This window comes from Halomonas sp. AOP5-B2-8 (assembly GCF_052376475.1).
Classification (GTDB): Bacteria; Pseudomonadota; Gammaproteobacteria; order Pseudomonadales; family Halomonadaceae; genus Vreelandella; species Vreelandella casei.
This window is the reverse complement of record NZ_JBQSVS010000003.1, coordinates 278,692-297,026: the sequence shown is the minus strand read 5'-3', so window position 1 is coordinate 297,026 and position 18,335 is coordinate 278,692. Positions and strand designations below refer to the sequence as shown.

Here is an 18,335-nt window from a genome sequence, read left to right as displayed (position 1 = left end):
TGATAGGGCGTTATAGCCCCGTTAGCGTTGGATGACGACATTGTACGGCCTAGTCGTTAAAGCGGCAAAATCCTACTTCTCACCAGCGCCCTATGCTTTTGATAGATTGTGCTAAACTGCTTTGGTTTACGGTGCGGTCATCGGCAATAAGACGCCAAGTCACAATATCTACCCGGCGACCGTTATTCTTATTACTTGAGGGAACCTTCATGCATCATGTAGTGCGTCGCTGGTTGACGGGAGCCGTCGTTGGGGCTTCTGTGGTGGCACTAAGTGGTTGTGGTACGATTTTTCATCCTGAGCGAAAAGGCCAGCTAAGTGGCGATATTGACCCGGTCATTGCTATCGCTAATAGCGTAGGGCTGCTGTTTTTTATCGTACCTGGGGTGATTGCTTACGCCGTGGATTTCTCTAATGGCACTATCTATCTGCCGGGCCGCAATAGCGCGTCAGTTGATGTTCGCCACTTAGACGACGCTATGGACGTAGCCTCACTAGAGAAGTTGCTCTCAGAGACCGCGGGCAAGCCGGTGAGCTTGGAAAATGAGCTGGTAATGATTGAAGAAATGGGCAGCCTGGATGAAGCCTTGGCGATGGTTCGTATGTCAGGCGTGCTGGATGATGAGAAGCTGTCAGCGATGTAGTTAAATGACATACCGCGATAGTGACTGGCTTTAAAAGCCCAGCGCAGGCTTCACGCCGCGCTGGGCTTTTTTGTGGTTATCGTTAATACCATTAGACCCGCCACCAGCCCCCAAAATGCGCCTCCAATTCCCAGTAAAGTAATGCCTGAACCGGTCAGTAAGAACGTCACAATGGCTGCATCACGCTGCTTCGCGTCATAAAAGGCATTAGCCAGGCCACCGCCTAAGGTGCCTAGCAGAGCAATGCCCGCTAAAGCCATCACGAGTGCCGAAGGCATTGCGTTAAATACCCCCGTAACGGTGGCACCGAAAATGCCTAAAATGATATAGAAAACACCCGCTGCCACGCCCGCCGTGTAACGCCTATGTGGATTCTCATGCGCGTCAGGGCCCAGGCACACCGCCGCGCTAATGGCCGCCATATTCAGTGCAAAGGCACCAAACGGCGCTAATAGCAGCGTAGTGGCGCCTGTCCAGCTAATCAGTGGCGAGCTATTGGGGTGGTAGCCGGCCGCGCGCAGCACCGCGACACCCGGCAAGTTTTGTGTGGCCATGGTGATGACAAACAGCGGTATGCCAATGCCAATGAGCGTAGAAAGAGTAAATGCCGGTGCCGTAAACACGGGAATGGACGGAGAGAGAGGGACATCATGCAGGTTGATTTGACCTTGCAAGGCGGCGATAGCCAAGCCCGTTATCAAGACGCCAGGTACTGCCAGTGATGGCCATAAACGTCGTCCCGCTACCCAGGCAGCGAGCATTAACAGCGGTATCAACCACTCGCGTTCCATGACCACGAAAAGATCTAATCCAAAGCGAAGTAGTATGCCAGCTAGCATGGCCGAGGCAATCGCACTGGGTATATAGCGCATTAAGCGTTCAAACATGCCCGTCACGCCGCACACGGTAATTAACAGCGCCGAAAATAGAAAGGCGCCGATAGCCTCTTGCATGGGAATGCCAGGTAAGCTCGTCGCTAGGAAGGCCGCGCCGGGAGTAGACCATGCGGTGAGTAACGGCATGCGATAGCGTAATGATAGACCCAGTGAGGTCGCCCCCATGCCAAGGCCTAGCGCCCATAGCCAAGAGCTGATTTGTGCCGGTGATGCGCCTGCAGCGGCAGCCGCTTGGAAAATAATCGCCGCTGAGCTGGTATAGCCAATAGTAACGGCGACAAAACCCGCGGTAACGCTTGAGACACTCATGTCGTGCCATAGCGAATACCGCCGCGCTGGGGGCTGGGATGAAGGGTCGTCTGATGTTTCCTGCATGAGGCCTCCCGCGAAGCGCGCCAACATAAGTCGTCAAATAGCGCTGCATTGTGCGTTACAGCGCACTGTGCGTCCAGGCACCAGCTTGTCTGGCGCCTCTGTTATGAATGACGCTCGACGTTAATGGCTATCTAAAAAGCGTTTGAATGCGGCGGGCTCATCGGTGATAACGCTGCTAATGCCCCATGCCCACCGGCTATGAAAGGCGCTTGGGTCGTTGGCGGTGTAACAGAGTAGCTGGTAGCCATCGTGCAGTATGGCTTCGGCTTGGGTACGCTTTAAGCGTGGCCAATCGGGGTGCACGCTGAAGGCCTCAATAGCCTCGCACTGGGGGCGCCATATTTTAGGCACGCTGCCGAGCAGCACGCCCAGTGCTAGTCGGTCGCTGTTCGCAAACTGACGACAGTGGGCAAGCGCGCGGCTATCAAAGGAGGAGATAATCAGCCGCTCGGAGGGCAGAGTATCGAGCATTACCGGTAGTGTGCGCTCCACCAGTGCGATGGGATCACGGCCTTTGTTGACCTTAATCTCCATATTGACGCCCATGCCCAGCTCGTTAAGCAGCGCTAGCATCGCCTCTAAGCTGGCCATTTTTTCGCCCGAAAAGGCATCGCCAAACCAGCTGCCCACATCTAAGGTTTGGGCATGGGCCCAGTCCATCGACGCAAGCGCTCCGCGGCTATTCGAGCAGCGCGCTACGTCAGCATCGTGCCAAATCACCGGCGTGCCGTCACCGAGTAGCTGCACATCTAACTCTACCCAGTTGATCCCGGCCTGATAAGCGGCGCGCACTGCCGACAAGGTGTTTTCAGGGGCAGCGGCTGAATAGCCCCGGTGAGCAATCAGCGTGGGCAGTTGAATTGCAGGGTGGGTCATGAAAAATCCCTAAGCCTTCGACGATAGATATGCGTTAAGTCTAGCATGGGTGCATGACTGCTGTGTTTCAGTGCTCAGGTGCAGGCATGTATTCAAATGCGCTAGCATGCGAGCTTGATTTATAGGACGCAACACGCTTCGATAGCAGTATCAGCCGTACGTCTGCTATTCACCAGCTATCTGTTATTAACCGGTTGAATAGTGACTAAACTTAACAATCAATAAGGACGATCTAATGTCTCAGCGTATCCAATTTACACGTACCGGCGCCTCCGACGTGCTTGAGCTGGTCAATGTGAACTCTGCTGATCCAGGTCAAGGTGAAGTGCGCATTGCCAATAAAGCGATCGGCCTTAACTTTATCGATATTTATTTTCGTACCGGCCTTTATCCAGCGCCGTCTATGCCTTCGGGGCTAGGTACCGAAGGCGCGGGCGTTGTCGACGCCGTTGGTGAAGGCGTCACACACTTAAGCGTCGGTGATCGCGTCGCCTATGCGCAAGGCCCGTTAGGCGCCTATGCTCAACTGCACACACTGCCAGCGGCAAAGGTCATCAAACTGCCCGACTCGGTTGATTTTGAGACAGCGGCGGCCAGTATGCTCAAGGGCCTGACCGTGCAGTATCTGCTTCGTCAAACCTATGCGCTGAAAGGCGGCGAAACTATTTTATTCCATGCGGCCGCCGGCGGAGTTGGTTCGATTGCCTGCCAATGGGCGAAAGCGTTAGGTGTAAAACTGATCGGTACGGTCAGCTCGCAAGAAAAAGCGGATCTCGCGATGGCAAACGGTGCCTGGGCGACGATTAATTACAGCGAAGAGAACGTTGTCGAGCGTGTACGTGAGCTGACGAACGGTGAAATGTGCGACGTGGTCTACGATTCTGTGGGCAAAGATATGTGGGAAACATCGTTAGATTGTTTAAAGCCCCGCGCTCTAATGGTTAGTTTTGGCAACTCTTCCGGCCCGGTTGACGGCGTGAATATTGGTATTTTGAATCAGAAGGGTGCGCTGTTTGTCACTCGTCCAAGCCTTAACGGCTATGCGGACACGCGGGAGCGTTTGGAAGCAATGTGCGATGACTTCTTCGCCATGCTTGAGAGCGGTAAAATTACGATTGATATCGCTAACCGCTATCCGCTGGCCGAGGCTGGTAACGCACAGGATGCGCTACAGAGCCGCAAAACCACGGGTTCAACCGTATTGCTTCCCTAAGGCATCATGCTAGTAACAAAAGCCGCTGTGAGCGGCTTTTGTTACTTACGGCTTAGGTTATTTTAAAGCATTAATAGCTACCGCTTAAATAGTGGCAGTTTAGGGTTATACCTCAAAGGCCATATCAAAAAAACGCTGCTCAATTTGGCTGGCTTCAATAAACGGCTTGCTAAGCGTTTCAAAATCGCGCTCGGCGCCTACGCGGTTTAGCTCGTTACATAAAAAATTAACCCAGCGAACAAAATCAGGCTCGTTATGGAGCACAATCCAGTCGCGGTGTTCAGGGCGTATAGGCAGCGGTTCTTGAGCACGCTGAGCCCACTCGAGATAGAGCCATTCAGCGACTACCAGTACTACCAGGATAAAGGCGTAATCCTGTGAATTGCAGGCGCTTTCCATTAGCGCAATAAACGCGTGGGTTGGCTCGGCCAGTTCCGGATTTTTCCACTGTGCTTCGGGAATGTTTAATGCTGCAAACGAATCAATAAAATAGCGATATTCGCTACCCGCCAGTACCGAAAGCTGGCGTGCATGCGTTAGGCGGGCATCTGGATCGTCGGCGACACAAACCGCAGCGCCAAGTAATCGTACAAAGCTATCGCAAAAGTGAAAATCCTGAACCAAATAGCGAGCAAAAACGTTATCCGCAATCTTGCCTTCAAGCAATTGGTCCACAAAACGATGATTGACCGAGGCATTCCAGTGGGGCTGGGCAGCTTCGCGCAGGCGGTGACATAAATCCATACGATCTCCAGTGTGCTGAATAACCCTTGACCGCTATCTTATCGATTTCAACGGTAGAGTGCAGTGAATGCTTGTGTAGGCAGTGAGTTAGTTATATTTTTCACGCGCCATCTGCAGGTCATATACGGCTGTATAGATATCGCCTAATGTATAGGTGATGTATGCACCGTTAGCTTATACGGCAGTTCGACAAGTAAACTGATAGGGCGGTGCAATCGCCTTGCTCTTATTCAATGGCGGCACACGGAGGTGATTAGCATGGCAGCAGACGTTATCGGTTTGGCACCAAGTACGTTAGTGTTTATCGTACTTGGACTAACGCTGGTTGCTTTTATATGGGGCCGTTTTCGCTATGATTTAGTCGCGCTGGCAGCACTGTTAGGGTCTGTGATGCTGGGCCTGGTGCCCGCTGAAGGCGCCTTCGCTGGTTTTGGCCACCCGGCGGTAATTACCGTCGCCGCTGTGCTGGTGCTTAGCCGTGGGTTTGAGCGCTCTGGTGTGGTCGATATTATTTCAAATCAAGTGCTTAAAGTCGGTGAAAACCTGCTTCTCCAGCTGTTAGTGTTGGTGGGCACCGTCACACTGCTGTCGGGTATTATGAATAATGTGGGTGCCTTGGCGCTGCTGCTTCCAGTGGCGATGCGGCTGGCCCGTGAGCACAACACCTCGCCTTCTTTACTGCTGATGCCGCTGGCATTTGGATCATTGCTCGGTGGCCTGACCACGTTGATCGGTACGCCGCCCAATATTATTATTTCCAGCTATCGGCGTGAAGTGACGGGCGAAGCGTTCAGTATGTTTAGCTTTTCTCCCGTGGGTGTTGCCGTCGCGCTGGCGGGGCTGGCTTTTATTGTGTTAATCGGCTGGCGCCTGACGCCAAAACGCAGCGGGCAAGCCTCTACGGATGAAATGTTTGATACCGCCAACTATTTGGTCGAGTTAAAAGTGGCAGAGGGATCAAAAGCCAAAGGCTTAACGTTGCAGCAGCTGCGCGACGAGCTGGACGAAACGATCCCCGTGCTGGCGGTGGTGCGTGATGATGAGCGCCGTGCAGGGTATGATTTTCACGGTGCTTTGAAAGAGGGCGACATTCTGCTATTAGAAGCAGGCCCTGATGAGCTTCAAATGCTGGAAGACAAAGTAGGGCTTAGCGCGATTGCCGAACGGGAAGAGGACGCTGAGGAAGAATCAGATACATCCGAGCACCCTGACGCTGAGTCTGCTAAGAAAAAGCCAGCGAAGGAGGCCGCACCGGTCGATACCGAGGGCCTACAGCTAATCGAAGCGGTTGTGCGCAATGACTCAATGATGATTAATCGCAGCGTGCGGCAGCTGCGTTTAAATCATCAGTTTGGGTTGCACTTAGTGGCCGTTGCCCGTGACGGCGGGCGCTTGAAGCAGCGCTTGCGCGATATTCGTTTTAAAAATGGTGATGTTTTATTGCTTCAGGGCAGTGAAAATGAAATTTCAGAAAATTTAGCCTCACTTGGCTGCCTGCCACTTGCAAAACGTGAGCTGCATTTAGGTCAGCCGCGCAAGTTGGTGATATCGATTGCCATTTTTGCTCTCGCGATCATGGCGATGATATTTGATTTATTGCCTGCAGCCGTTGCCATGAGTACCGCGGCACTGATTTCACTGCTGATCGGCGTGCTGCCGTTACGTGAAGGGTATCAGGCGATTGACGGCCCTGTGATCGTACTGCTAGCGGCAATGATTCCGGTTGGCGAAGCATTAGAAACTAGCGGTGGCGCGGACCTGGTGGCCAATACGCTGCTGCATTTTGGCAGCGACTGGCCGGTAGTGGTCACCATGATCGGATTGTTCCTTCTCTCCATGTTACTTTCTAATGTGGTTAACAATGCGGCAGCGGCGCTGCTTATGGCGCCAATTGCAGTCAGTTTGGCCAATGGCTTCGACGTTTCGCTTGATCCATTTTTAATGGTCGTGGCGATCAGTGCATCCTGTGCGTTTTTAACGCCGATTGGGCATCAGTCAAACACGTTGGTCATGGGGCCCGGTGGGTATCGGTTTAGTGATTATTGGAAGCTGGGCTTGCCACTGTCAGTGGTGGTGTTAGCCGTTTCTATACCGCTCATTTTGCTGGTGTGGCCGCTTTAGGAGAGTTTGTCACTCTCGGCCTATTAATAGATATAGAGCGAATGGTGGATGATTGTTATTAGGTTTCGAAAATTTTGCTAACCTACTACGCTCTGATACCAATAAAAATCGAACAGGCCGGGCCTATGAACCAACAATTTCGTCAGGATGCCATTGTCGAGCTAGTTCGGCAGCAAGGCTATATGAGCATTGAACAACTCACCGCCCACTTTTCGGTGACGCCGCAAACCATCCGCCGCGATTTAAACACGCTGGCTGATGAAGGGCGGGTTCGACGAGTCCATGGTGGCGTAGGGATCGAGTCCAGTACGGTCAACACTGCGTACAGCACCCGCAAGACGCTGCACTTGGAAGAGAAAGAGCGCATTGCCCACTGCTTAGCTCAGAATATTCCTAATCACTCGTCACTGTTTATTAATATCGGCACCAGTAATGAAATGGTGGCTCAGGCGTTGCTAGAGCATCAGGGGTTGGAGATTATTACTAATAATCTTAATGTCGCCGCCATCTTGCAGCATAAAGAGGATTTTACCGTCATTATTGCCGGTGGCCAGGTGCGTTCTCGCGATGGCGGTATCATTGGCGAAGCCACTATCGACTTTATCAATCAGTTTAAAGTGGACTACGGCATTATCGGCATCAGCGGTATCGATGAGGATGGCTCTCTGCTTGAGTTTGATTATCAGGAAGTCCGCGTTGCTCAGGCTATTATCGCAAACTCGCGGCGCATCTATTTGGCGGCAGACTATTCGAAATTCCACCGCAATCCGGTGGTGCGCCAAGGTAATTTGGATCAGCTTGACGCGTTATTCACCGACCGTAAGCCCCCAGAGTCGATTCAGCGTTTACTCACCCAGCATGATGTTGCGCTTCACATCGCCAGCGCTTAATTCGCGGTGATGTAGTTGGGTTACAACGGCGGCTGCGGCCAATGACGCATTGTTCGCTTTGTTGTCGTGACCCATAGTGAATTCACGGATCAGGCGAGTGCTTCGTTATCCCGAGCCACTGAACTGATCCCTGCTACAGAACCATAGCGCTTCATGATTACCCAGTGCTAAAGGCGAAGGTCTTGTAACGCTTGTGACCATCTCGCAATTACCGAACTGGACACTTATCCGGTCCAGCATGAGTAGCAATGTCACCCTTCTTTCTCAATAAGATGGCTGCTTGGTAACCGATTAACGGACCGGCAGCGGATGACCATACCATGAGGTATTACTAATGAACTGCATCGAACTTAGCCAACAAGCCGATAGCATCGCTAGCTCTTTCAGCAAGCAAGATCTCGCTAGGCTGGTCGTGGCGTTAAAGGGCAATCGTGAGTCACTACAGCATGCGGTTGAGGTCATCGATACCGTAGACAGTCGCTCAGGCTGCACGCTGGAAGAGGCCTGGGATGAAGTGCTCTCTGGAGATTCTCAGCTGCGCATTGAAGACGAAGAGTAGGGCGCGAGGTTTTAACCGGTAAGCAACAACTAGCCCCCTTATTACGTAAGGGGGCTTTTTTGTAGCGGCGAAAAGCTTAAGCGTCAGCCGCGGATATCGCTGGCCGTGAGGTATCTCGGTGCAGTTCAAAATAGCTATTAAAGCGCTCTTCAGCATCGTCGCCAAATAGCACGCGGCAGGCCTCTTTTAAGCCACTGGATTGGCGCAGCTGCTCATGGGGTACGACAAGCGAGACTTTGGCGCGACGACGTAGAAAATCTTCAAGCTGGGTGATCATTTCGTGGTCGCGGGCGTGCTCTAACTCGCAGCGAATATATTCGGTGCCTTCAATTAAGATGTCAGCTTGAGCAGGGTCCTCTTGGATTTTGGCTAGCATCTGAACAGCTTGGTCAGCGTAGCGCCGCCAGAGTCGCGTCGAGAGAGGCTCTGATGAAGTAGCTGCGGTCATCGCATCTAAGTTCATGCGTTTGGCCTGATCCATAAACTGCTGCTTCACGGCGTCTGCTGGCTCGCCATACCATTTAAAATCAGGCGCGGATAGCGTTACGCCCAAGCGCGTCATTTCCTCGGCAATTTCATCACCAACGTTTAAACAGTCGGTGAGTTTGCCGCCAAAGATACTGATATGGGCGCTGTCGTCATTGGTATCGATCACGTGCTTGCGCGAAAGCTGCAAGAAATCACGGTCACTGCCTTGATCGCCTTTAATCGCTAACGGCCGCACTCCGCAGCGTGTCGAGATAATGTCGTCTTGGCTAAGCGGTTTATCTAACGTTAAACGCTTGTTGATATTTTCCAACACAAAGGCGATATCGTCAGCGGTGACGTCAACCTCCGGGTGCTCCATATGCGTATCGGTGGTGCCGATGCAGGTACGATTACCCATGGGAATGACAAAAAATAGCCGCCCGTCGTCAGCAAAAAACGCCAGTACGCGCTGGGAATCGGTTAACTGCGGGACGATAAGGTGAATACCTTTGGAATAAAGATGGTGGTGCGTCGTTTTTTGACGTGTTAGCTCATTATGTTGATCTACCCAGGGGCCTGCCGCGTTAATCAGTACCTTGGCGCGAATGTCAAAGGTACTGCCATCCATTACGTTGCGCGCCTTGGTGACCCATAAATCACCCTCGCGCTCGGCACCGAGTGACTCAACGTAGTTTGCGGCAACCGCGCCATAGTTGAGCGCGTGGCGCATAAAATTAAACACAAACCGTGCATCATTATCGTGAAGATAAGCATCGGAGTATTCAAAACCACCGACCGAGTTCTGCGTGTTGATGATGGGCTCTTCGTGCTTGATCTTTTTCGATGAGAGTAGTCGTGGCAATTTGGTAAAGCCATTACCCATTAGCCAATAAAGCCAGGTGCCTGCCCATAGGTAGCGCGGTGAGTGGCGAAAACCTTTTGAAATAGTGGTTAGAAAGCGGATTTCCTGCACCGTGGAAGGATAGCTCTTAATCAAGTGATTGCGGCTTTTACACAGCTTTCGAACCAGTGAAAAGTCGTTGCTTTCCATATATTTAATGCCTCCCCATACTAAATTGGAGGAGTGCATGCTGGTGCTGCCGGCGAAGTCGCCACGGTCAATCAAGGCAACTTTTGCGCCTTTTCCTGCCAGTGCCGCTGCCGTGGCCGCGCCATTAATACCGCCACCGATAATGAGCGCGTCAAAAATATCGGTAGGTAACTTTTCAGTGTTTCGATTTCGCAGTGTCATGGCGGGCCCCGTTAACATAAAAAACTCGCTTACCGTCATGGTGTGAACAGTAGGAGGTTTATTGTTTTTTTCACTAACGAAACTATAGGTGATCATTTTCGAACATTCAATGTTCTTTTGGACGCATTAGGCTAGCATCGCCTTATAGACTGCTCGGTAGGTAGATAACGTGGGCGCAAAAAAAACGGCCCCTTATTATCAGGGGCCGGTTGAAGGCGAGCAGAGCAAAAAGCGTTATTTAATGCCGGCTTCTTCCTGCTGAGGTGCTGGCGAGGATTGGCCGTTATGATCAATTAGCGTGGATTTGTTCTTGGCAAAGGCATCGTAGGCGAAGTCATCGACGGTGAGCATTTCCAACACTTCCGCTTCAAAGGTACGCATGAAGACGGCATCGTCCTCGCTGATGAGGCCTTTTTCCAAACCGGCCTCAATACGAGCTTCCGGGTGAAGCGCCGTTTGCGGTATCTCACCTTTTGAATAGGCTTTATTCACCGTTCGATAGAGTACCTCGGCGCGGTCATAGTCAACCAGCAGGGCGTTATAGCGTGCTAGCGGGTTGCGCTGTTCACCGTCATCCGCGTCCCAAGTGTTATCCAACAGCTTTGTGCGCAGAGCGCTGTGGGTGGAAACGCGCTTGGCGATGTCGCGGGCAAGATCGTCATGGGGCTTATTCCAGCGACGGCCGGCCGGCATGACCAAGGCATTGAGCGTTTTACCCAGGATACGATTGGGAAGATTATCGAAAACCTCCACAAGCGCTTGCTCGGCACGCTGGAGTAAAAAGCGGCAGCTATAGTGCAATAGCGCTTCTTCGCCTTCTACCTTACTGCCGGCTTGCCACTGCTTCAGCACCATTGACGTGAGATAAAGATTCGAAAGCACATCGCCCAGGCGTGCAGAAAGCATCTCGCGCTTCTTAAGCGCTGAGCCTAAGCTTGCCATCGCGGCATCGGCACATAGCCCGAAGCCCGCAGAGAGACGTGCCACGTCTTGGGCATACATAGCGGCAGGAGCATCGAAAGGCACGCTAGCTTTACCCAGGCCAAAGCCGAGGGTTAAGGCGCGAGCTGCGTTGCCGAAAATCAGCCCTGCATGGCTGAAGAAGGCTTTATCAAACGCCTGAATATCGTTTGCGTCTTTAGCGGCCAGTTCATCCAGCACATACGGGTGACAGCGGATAGCGCCCTGACCAAAGATCATCAGGTTACGGGTCATAATGTTGGCGCCTTCCACGGTAATCGCCACCGGGTTTGCGCTGTAGCCGATGCCCAAATAGTTGCGCGGGCCAAGCGTCACGGCCTTACCGCCATGAACATCCATGGCGTCACTAAGCAGCACGCGCTGAAACTCGGTTAGCTGACTTTTCAGAATCGCTGAAGGCACCGCGGGTTTTTCGCCGTGATCAATCATGTTCGCGGTTTGGTACACGGTTGCCTGGGAAATGTAGGCCATCGCTGCCATGCGTGCGAGCGGCTCTTGCACACCTTCCATTTCCGCCACCGGCACGTTGAACTGACGACGAACACGGGTGAAACCGCCGCTCCAACCCAGCGCATAGCGCGCAGTGCCGGTAGCGCCTGACGGCAGCGTGATACAGCGGCCAATAGATAAGCATTCCACCAGCATGCGCCAGCCTTGGCCGATCATGTCCTGGCCACCAATGATGGTGTCCAGCGGTACAAAGACATCGTTACCCACAATCGGTCCGTTCATAAACGGGCTGCCGATAGGGTGATGGCGACGACCTATTTCCATGCCAGCGGTGTCACGGGGAATCAAGGCCAAGGTTATGCCGCGATCTTCTTCGTCACCCAGCAGTTTCTCTGGATCAAACAAGCGAAACGCAAGGCCCACAACGGTGGCGATGGGGGCGAGGGTGATCCAGCGCTTTTCGAAGTTAAGACGAATACCCAGCACCTCTTCGCCATTGATGGTCTGCTTGCAGACGATGCCGGTGTCGGGCAGGGACGTGGCGTCTGAGCCCGCGCGAGGGCCGGTCAGGCCAAAGCAAGGGATTTCACGGCCGTCGGATAAGCGCGGCAGGTAGTGATCTTTTTGCTCTTGGGTGCCGTATTTAAGCAGCAGTTCACCGGGGCCGAGTGAGTTGGGAACGCCCACGGTGACCATCAGCGTTTCATTGGCAGAGAGTTTTTGCAGCACCATCGACTGGGCTTTCGCGGAGAAGCCAAGCCCGCCGTACTCCTTCGGAATAATCATGCCGAAGAAGCCTTCTTTTTTCAGGTAGTCCCACAGTTGCTGGGGCAGGTCGGCGCGCTCATGGGCGATATCCCAGGCATTGCACATCCCCGCCGCTTTGGCGCACTGGTTGGCTAGAAAGGCTTTCTCATCGTCGCGCAGCCCGTCGTCTTTAAAAGCCAGCAGTTTGTCCCACTGAGGCTTGCCTGAAAATAATTCGCCATCCCACGAAACGCTGCCTGCTTCTAAAGCCGTGCGCTCTGTCGCCGATACTTTCGGCGCTACCTTTTTAAACATGGTAAATAGGCGCGGCGTTAGCCATTGGCTACGCAGCGCGGGGAGGCCAGCGGCGGCAACCGCCGCAGCGGCAATAAGCAGTAGCAGGCCGATCACTTTCGCGTCAAACAGCAGGCCAACGAGGCCCAGCACGGCAAGCACGATCAGCGCCGCGGGAGCGCCAGCTTCACGGCGCATTACCACGAGCAGACCTGCGATGGCGAGCACGATAAGGAGTAGGGTGAGCATAGACTCTCTCTCTGTTTCAGGCCTTTTATTTCAGCCTGCTGTTGTTAGTAAAAAGGCAATACAATAACGGGTCGAACGGATGTTTGAATATTGGCAGATGGGTGCCGTTTGGTGCAAGTATTTAGGTAGGGTTAAGGCCATTATAGCCGCACACACTATAAAAAAACGCCATGGCAATAAGCCATGACGTTTTGAGTGATAAACGGACTAAATGTTCAGGTGCGCTTATGTTTAGACGCGCTGTGCGGGTGCGCCGTTTGCTACATAGTAGTCAACGCTGGCACGAGGCAGCGGTGCGCTGCCTTTTATACGGTCAGCGATTTTTTCCGCCAACATAATGGTCGGGGCGTTTAGATTGCCAGTAGGGATTACCGGGAAAAGTGACGCATCGACCACGCGCAGACCTTCAATGCCATGGACGCGGCCCTGGCCATCGGTCACGGCGAGTTCATCGCTACCCATTTTGCAGCTGCCACAGGGGTGGTAGGCCGTTTCGGCGTGTTCCTTAACGAATGCATCGATTTCAGCATCTGACTGAACGTCAGCGCCAGGGGCTATTTCACGACCGCGATATGGTTCAAACGCTGGCTGGGCGATGATATGGCGGGTAAGGCGAATGGCGTCGCGAAACTCTTGCCAGTCGTTCTCTTTAGCCATGTAGTTGAACAAAATGCTCGGCGCCGCGTGAGGATCTTTCGACGTTAAGCGAATGCGGCCACGGCTTTCTGAGCGCATAGAGCCAACGTGGGCCTGGAAGCCGTGAGCCTGCACCGCGCTTTTGCCGTTGTAGCTGATGGCAATGGGTAAAAAGTGGTACTGAAGATTGGGCCACTCTTCTTCATCACGGCTGCGGATGAATCCACAGGCTTCGAACTGGTTGCTGGCGCCTACGCCGGTGCCATTGAAAAGCCATTCCGCGCCAATTTTAGGCTGGTTATACCACTTCAGCGCCGGATAGAGCGAGATAGGTTCCTTGCACTCGTATTGAATGTACATTTCCAGGTGATCCTGGAGATTTTCACCCACGCCGGGCAGGGCGTGAACCGTCTCGATATTAAGCTCTTTCAGCAGTTCTGGATTGCCGATGCCTGAGCGCTGCAAAATCTGCGGCGAGGCGATAGCGCCCCCGCATAAAAGAACTTCACGGCGTGCGTAGACCTGCTGCTTTTCGCCTTTCTGTTCATAACGAACGCCAACGGCGCGTTTACCTTCAAACTCAATAACGTCAGTAACCGCGTGAGTTTCAATGGTTAAATTTTGGCGTTTTTTGGCAGTGTCTAGGTAGCCACGGGCAGTGGACGCACGACGGCCCTTCGGCGTCACAAAGCGGTCCATGGGGCCAAAGCCCTCTTGCTGGTAGCCGTTTACGTCTTCGGTTTCCGGGTAGCCTGCCTGCTTACCAGCTTCAATAAAGGTGCGATAGAGCGGGTTGTTATCCGCTTTTGGCGTGGTCACGCTGACCGGGCCTTCACCACCGTGGTAGCTATTAGCGCCGGTATCGCGGGTTTCGCATTTTTTGAAGTAGGGAAGGCAGCTGAGGTAGTCCCAATCTTCAAGACCGGGCCGTTTGGCCCAGTTCTCGTAGTCGAGGGCGTTGCCGCGGATATAGCACATGCCGTTAATCAGCGACGAGCCGCCCAGGCCTTTGCCTCGGCCACACTCCATGCGGCGGCCATCCATATGCGGTTCGGGATCGGTTTCGAACGCCCAGTTATAGCGTTTGCCCTGCAGTGGGAATGCCAGGGCCGCTGGCATTTGGGTGCGGAAGTCGAGGCGATAGTCTGGGCCGCCCGCTTCCAGTAGCAACACACTGACGCCGCTGTCTTCGGTCAGGCGAGTAGCAAGCACGTTGCCCGCGGAGCCTGCGCCGATAATGATGTAATCAAATTCGCGTGGTTGAGACATAATAACTCCTTAAAACACTGACTCAAACAGGCCCATTTCAATCTGTACGGACTTAGTTTGGGTATAGTGATTAAGCGTCTCGATACCGTTCTCGCGACCAATACCCGACTCTTTATAGCCGCCTACCGGCATCTCGGAGGGTGACTCACCCCAAGTGTTAATCCAGCAAATACCGGCTTCCAGTTGGTGAATCACGCGGTGGGCACGATTTAGGCTTTCGCTAAAGACACCGGCGGCAAGTCCATATGTGGTGTCATTGGCGCGGCGAATAACTTCATTTTCGTCATCGAAAACCAACACTGACATTACCGGGCCGAAGATCTCTTCACGCACGATACGCATATCGTCGGTGCAGTCGGTGAACACGGTGGGTGCAGCCCAGGCGCCATCTGCAAAACTGCCAGTGCTCCAGTCGTCACCGCCTACGAGCAGGCGAGCACCTTGCTCTTTGCCCAAAGCGATATAGGAAAGCACTTTCTCTTGATGCTCGAAACTGACCAGCGGGCCAAAGTTGACGCTAGGATCCATAGGGTCACCCGCCTTAATGCGCTTAACGCGCTCGACCAGCTTGGCTTCAAAGGCATCTTTGACGCTGCGCTCCACAAACACCCGTGTGCCGTTAGTGCAGATTTGGCCACTTGAATAGAAGTTGGCCATCATGGCGGCGTCAGCGGCACGGTCCAGGTCGGCGTCGGCGAATACCAGCAGCGGCGACTTGCCGCCAAGCTCCATAGTGACGTCTTTCAGGGTCGAGCTTGCGGCGGCAGCCATGACTTTCTTGCCGGTGCCCGCTTCGCCAGTAAACGAGACTTTGGCGATGCCAGGGTGCTGGGTGAGCATGGCGCCCACGCGGCCATCGCCTTGCACCACGTTAAAGACGCCGTTAGGCAGGCCTGCTTGTGTAAATATCTCGGCCAGCTTCATAACCGTGAGTGGGGTGACTTCGCTAGGCTTAAATACCACCGCATTGCCTGCGGCCAGCGCCGGCGCTGCTTTCCAGCAAGCTATTTGGATGGGATAGTTCCACGCCCCAATGGCACCAATCACGCCCAGCGGCTCGCGGCGGGTGTACACAAAAGAGCTGTCACGTAGGGGGATCTGATTGCCTTCAATAGCAGGCGCCAGGCCAGCGTAGTACTCAAGCGCATCGGCGCCGGTCACGATATCAACGCTCGCCGTTTCGCTGATCGGCTTGCCGGTATTGCGGGTTTCCAGTTCGGCAAGCTCGTCATTACGTTCTCGTAACAATGCCACGGCGCGCAATAATACGCGCGAACGCTGCATGCCGGTCATGGCGGCCCACTCACGCTGGCCGCGCTGAGCGGCTTCAACCGCGGTGTCAACATCTGACTGGCTGGCTTGGCCTATCGTAGCGATAAGGCTGCCATTAAAAGGATTGGTGACGGTAAAGGTTTCACCTGACGTGGCGCTTACCTGGCGACCATCAATATAGAGAGGCTGTATGTCTTGAGCGGCCATGTAGGTCTCCTCGAATAAAAACTAGCGATATGTATCGGATGCAGACGTTGCACAGCCATGATGATCAAGCAGTTGATCAAGGTAGGCCTGCGCGATAAGCCGGGCTTCATCTGCATCAAGCCCTGCGGGCGTTAACGCTCCGCGCAGCCATAGGCCGTCAATCATCGCCGCCAAACCGCGGGCGGCGCTGCGGGCATCATGGCGTGGCATTACGCGTCTAAACTGATGGCATAAATGGGTGTAAAGGCGCCGGTCATTGACGTTTTGCAAGCGCTGCAGCATGGGCTTGTGCATGCTGCTCGCCCAAAAGGCTAACCATGTCTTGGCAGCGGGGCCGGTGACTTGGGTGCGGTCAAAGTTGCCCTCAATAATAGCGCTAATGTGGGCGCGCGGAGAGTCGTCTGTTAACGCATGGCGGCGCGCGGCAACGGCCTCGGTAAGATCGGTGAGGATTTGCCGCATGGTTGCTTCCAGCAGGCCATCTTTGCCGCCAAAGTAATGGCTGATGATGCCCGCAGATACGCCCGCATGACGAGAAATGCGCATCACGGTGGCTTCGGCTAGACCAACTTCATCAATGGCAGCCATCGTTGCGTGGATTAACTGCTGACGGCGTATCGGTTCCATTCCAACCTTTGGCACGTTGATCTCCTGCGAACGCTCACCTGTATACGTTGAATACTTAGCGTGAGTGAAACTTGAAACCCACTGTTAAGCATGATTACCTAACCATGATGGCATTTTTTTATTGAACGTTCAATCAATAAAAGATCGGTCTATACAGGCGACGTACTTTTTTCTGAATGTGAGCTGAGCTCTCAGTGCGCTCGCATCAGACGTTTCAAGGGGACAACGAACATGAGTAAGATTTCGACGTGTTACGCCGGTGCTTTATTGCTGGCCGCCGGATTACCAGCGGTGGCTTATGCCGACGAATGCAGCAGCGTACGCTTTGCTGAAGTCGGCTGGACAGACATTACCGCGACCACCGCGCTGGCCAGTGAAGTGCTTGAAGGGCTCGGCTATGCACCAAGCACAGATACGGTCTCTGTGCCCATTGCCTACGCGGGGATGCGCAACAATGATTTTGATGTATTTCTGGGCAACTGGATGCCTTCAATGGCATCTATTAGCGACCCTTATATTGAGCGAGGTGAGGTCGAGCGTTTGGTCGCTAACCTGGAAGGGGCAAAGTACACCCTGGCCGTGCCGCAATACGTTTATGATGCGGGAGTGACATCGGTCAATGACCTGGCGGCGCATGCCGATCAGTTTGACCGCAGCGTGCACGGCATTGAAGCAGGTAACGATGGCAACGAGCTAATCGAGCAAATGATTGATGATAACGCCTATGAGTTAGGCGACTGGCAGGTGGTTAACTCCAGCGAGGCAGGGATGTTGGCGGAGTTGCGTGCGCGCGTCCCGAATGAGCAGTGGATGGTGTTTTTAGGTTGGGAGCCACACCCCATGAACTCTAACTTTGAGATGGCCTATCTCTCAGGCGCCGATGATTATTTTGGCCCGGAGCTAGGGGGCGCGACGGTGCATACAAATACACGCGCGGGGTTTGTGGATGAGTGCTCAAATGTGGGGGCGTTATTACGCAATATGACCTTTACGCTGGAAATGGAGAACCAACTGATGAGCGCGATTATGGATGATGGTGTCGCGCCCCGTGACGCCGCGCGTGACTACTTACAAGCCAATGACAGTATCCTGGATGAGTGGTTAAACGGCGTGACAACGCGTAATGGCGAGCCTGGCGCAGAGGCCGTGCGCGCTGCCATTCAATAAGCTAATTTAGGTGGGAGAGGTGAGTCGGAATCCGGCTTGCCTTTCGCATTTAAGATAGGCATAATCTGCACCCGTTGATGAGGAAAAGGCTACGTAGCTCAGCTGGTTAGAGCACATCACTCATAATGATGGGGTCCCCTGTTCAAATCAGGGCGTAGCCACCACATCAGCATTAGCACACTATTTCATACAGAGTGTGTCGTTATGGTGGCCCCTTAGGTCCTCCCGCAACGCTAAACTGCGAACCCCGCCAGGCCCGGAAGGGAGCAACGGTAGTGGTGGCTGCGTGTGCCGGGATGTGGCTTCTGGGGCTACCACCATTTCTAGCCTGCATTATTTTATTTCCCTCCTTTAAATACTGCTGACGCACAGACTCGTCAAGCAATACGCTTGCGTCT

At 53.6% G+C, this 18,335-nt stretch carries 14 protein-coding genes, 1 tRNA gene and 1 other RNA gene; 8 read left to right on the top strand and 8 right to left on the bottom strand.

Annotated elements, in window-relative coordinates; translation table 11 throughout:
• Positions 1–209: 209 nt before the first annotated feature.
• Positions 210–644 (top strand): hypothetical protein, encoded by a 435-nt coding sequence (locus ACT3RP_RS08960; RefSeq protein ID WP_441671433.1) that lies wholly within the window; start codon positions 210–212, stop codon positions 642–644.
• Positions 645–694: 50 nt separating this feature from the next.
• On the opposite strand, the gene ACT3RP_RS08955 is transcribed toward ACT3RP_RS08960, so the two are convergent.
• Both ACT3RP_RS08955 and ACT3RP_RS08950 read right to left on the bottom strand, forming a co-directional pair.
• Positions 695–1,915: a benzoate/H(+) symporter BenE family transporter gene (locus tag ACT3RP_RS08955; protein ID WP_441686829.1), complete on the bottom strand. Its 1,221-nt coding sequence runs from the start codon at positions 1,913–1,915 to the stop codon at positions 695–697.
• 120 nt (positions 1,916–2,035) lie between these two features.
• A complete protein-coding gene (locus ACT3RP_RS08950; protein ID WP_441686830.1) occupies positions 2,036–2,791 on the bottom strand; it encodes a glycerophosphodiester phosphodiesterase family protein in 756 nt (251 codons plus the stop codon).
• 235 nt (positions 2,792–3,026) lie between these two features.
• On the opposite strand from ACT3RP_RS08950, the gene ACT3RP_RS08945 reads away from it, so the two are divergent.
• Complete coding sequence (locus ACT3RP_RS08945) at positions 3,027–4,004, top strand: NADPH:quinone reductase (protein WP_441686831.1); 978 nt, start codon at positions 3,027–3,029, stop codon at positions 4,002–4,004.
• A 105-nt stretch (positions 4,005–4,109) separates the two neighbouring features.
• On the opposite strand, the gene ACT3RP_RS08940 is transcribed toward ACT3RP_RS08945, so the two are convergent.
• The gene (locus ACT3RP_RS08940) at positions 4,110–4,748 is read right to left on the bottom strand and encodes a TenA family protein (protein ID WP_444625509.1); all 639 of its coding nucleotides are present in this window, start codon (positions 4,746–4,748) and stop codon (positions 4,110–4,112) included.
• A gap of 258 nt (positions 4,749–5,006) precedes the next feature.
• On the opposite strand from ACT3RP_RS08940, the gene ACT3RP_RS08935 reads away from it, so the two are divergent.
• From ACT3RP_RS08935 to ACT3RP_RS08925, 3 genes are all read left to right on the top strand, one after another.
• Positions 5,007–6,869, top strand: coding sequence for an SLC13 family permease (locus tag ACT3RP_RS08935; protein ID WP_483393651.1), 1,863 nt, complete (start codon positions 5,007–5,009; stop codon positions 6,867–6,869).
• A 125-nt stretch (positions 6,870–6,994) separates the two neighbouring features.
• Complete coding sequence (locus ACT3RP_RS08930; RefSeq protein WP_444625507.1) at positions 6,995–7,759, top strand: DeoR/GlpR family transcriptional regulator; 765 nt, start codon at positions 6,995–6,997, stop codon at positions 7,757–7,759.
• A gap of 334 nt (positions 7,760–8,093) precedes the next feature.
• A complete protein-coding gene (locus tag ACT3RP_RS08925) occupies positions 8,094–8,318 on the top strand; it encodes a hypothetical protein (RefSeq protein ID WP_180096060.1) in 225 nt (74 codons plus the stop codon).
• Positions 8,319–8,394: 76 nt separating this feature from the next.
• On the opposite strand, the gene ACT3RP_RS08920 is transcribed toward ACT3RP_RS08925, so the two are convergent.
• From ACT3RP_RS08920 to betI, 5 genes are all read right to left on the bottom strand, one after another.
• On the bottom strand, positions 8,395–10,038 hold the full coding sequence (locus ACT3RP_RS08920) for a glycerol-3-phosphate dehydrogenase/oxidase (RefSeq protein WP_444672213.1): 1,644 nt from the start codon (positions 10,036–10,038) through the stop codon (positions 8,395–8,397).
• 234 nt (positions 10,039–10,272) lie between these two features.
• Positions 10,273–12,759: an acyl-CoA dehydrogenase gene (locus ACT3RP_RS08915; RefSeq protein WP_483393650.1), complete on the bottom strand. Its 2,487-nt coding sequence runs from the start codon at positions 12,757–12,759 to the stop codon at positions 10,273–10,275.
• Between the two features lie 231 nt (positions 12,760–12,990).
• Complete coding sequence (betA, locus tag ACT3RP_RS08910) at positions 12,991–14,664, bottom strand: choline dehydrogenase (RefSeq protein ID WP_483393649.1); 1,674 nt, start codon at positions 14,662–14,664, stop codon at positions 12,991–12,993.
• 9 nt (positions 14,665–14,673) lie between these two features.
• Positions 14,674–16,143 (bottom strand): betaine-aldehyde dehydrogenase, encoded by a 1,470-nt coding sequence (betB, locus tag ACT3RP_RS08905; RefSeq protein ID WP_441684437.1) that lies wholly within the window; start codon positions 16,141–16,143, stop codon positions 14,674–14,676.
• Between the two features lie 21 nt (positions 16,144–16,164).
• Positions 16,165–16,785 (bottom strand): transcriptional regulator BetI, encoded by a 621-nt coding sequence (gene betI / locus ACT3RP_RS08900; RefSeq protein ID WP_176483399.1) that lies wholly within the window; start codon positions 16,783–16,785, stop codon positions 16,165–16,167.
• A gap of 216 nt (positions 16,786–17,001) precedes the next feature.
• On the opposite strand from betI, the gene ACT3RP_RS08895 reads away from it, so the two are divergent.
• The 3 genes from ACT3RP_RS08895 (at position 17,002) to ffs (ending at position 18,248) form a co-directional block, all read left to right on the top strand.
• Positions 17,002–17,937 (top strand): choline ABC transporter substrate-binding protein, encoded by a 936-nt coding sequence (locus ACT3RP_RS08895; protein WP_483393648.1) that lies wholly within the window; start codon positions 17,002–17,004, stop codon positions 17,935–17,937.
• A gap of 87 nt (positions 17,938–18,024) precedes the next feature.
• Positions 18,025–18,101: transfer RNA gene (locus tag ACT3RP_RS08890), tRNA-Met, on the top strand.
• Between the two features lie 50 nt (positions 18,102–18,151).
• An RNA gene (gene ffs, locus ACT3RP_RS08885) (signal recognition particle sRNA small type) lies at positions 18,152–18,248 on the top strand.
• The last annotated feature ends 87 nt before the right edge of the window (positions 18,249–18,335 follow it).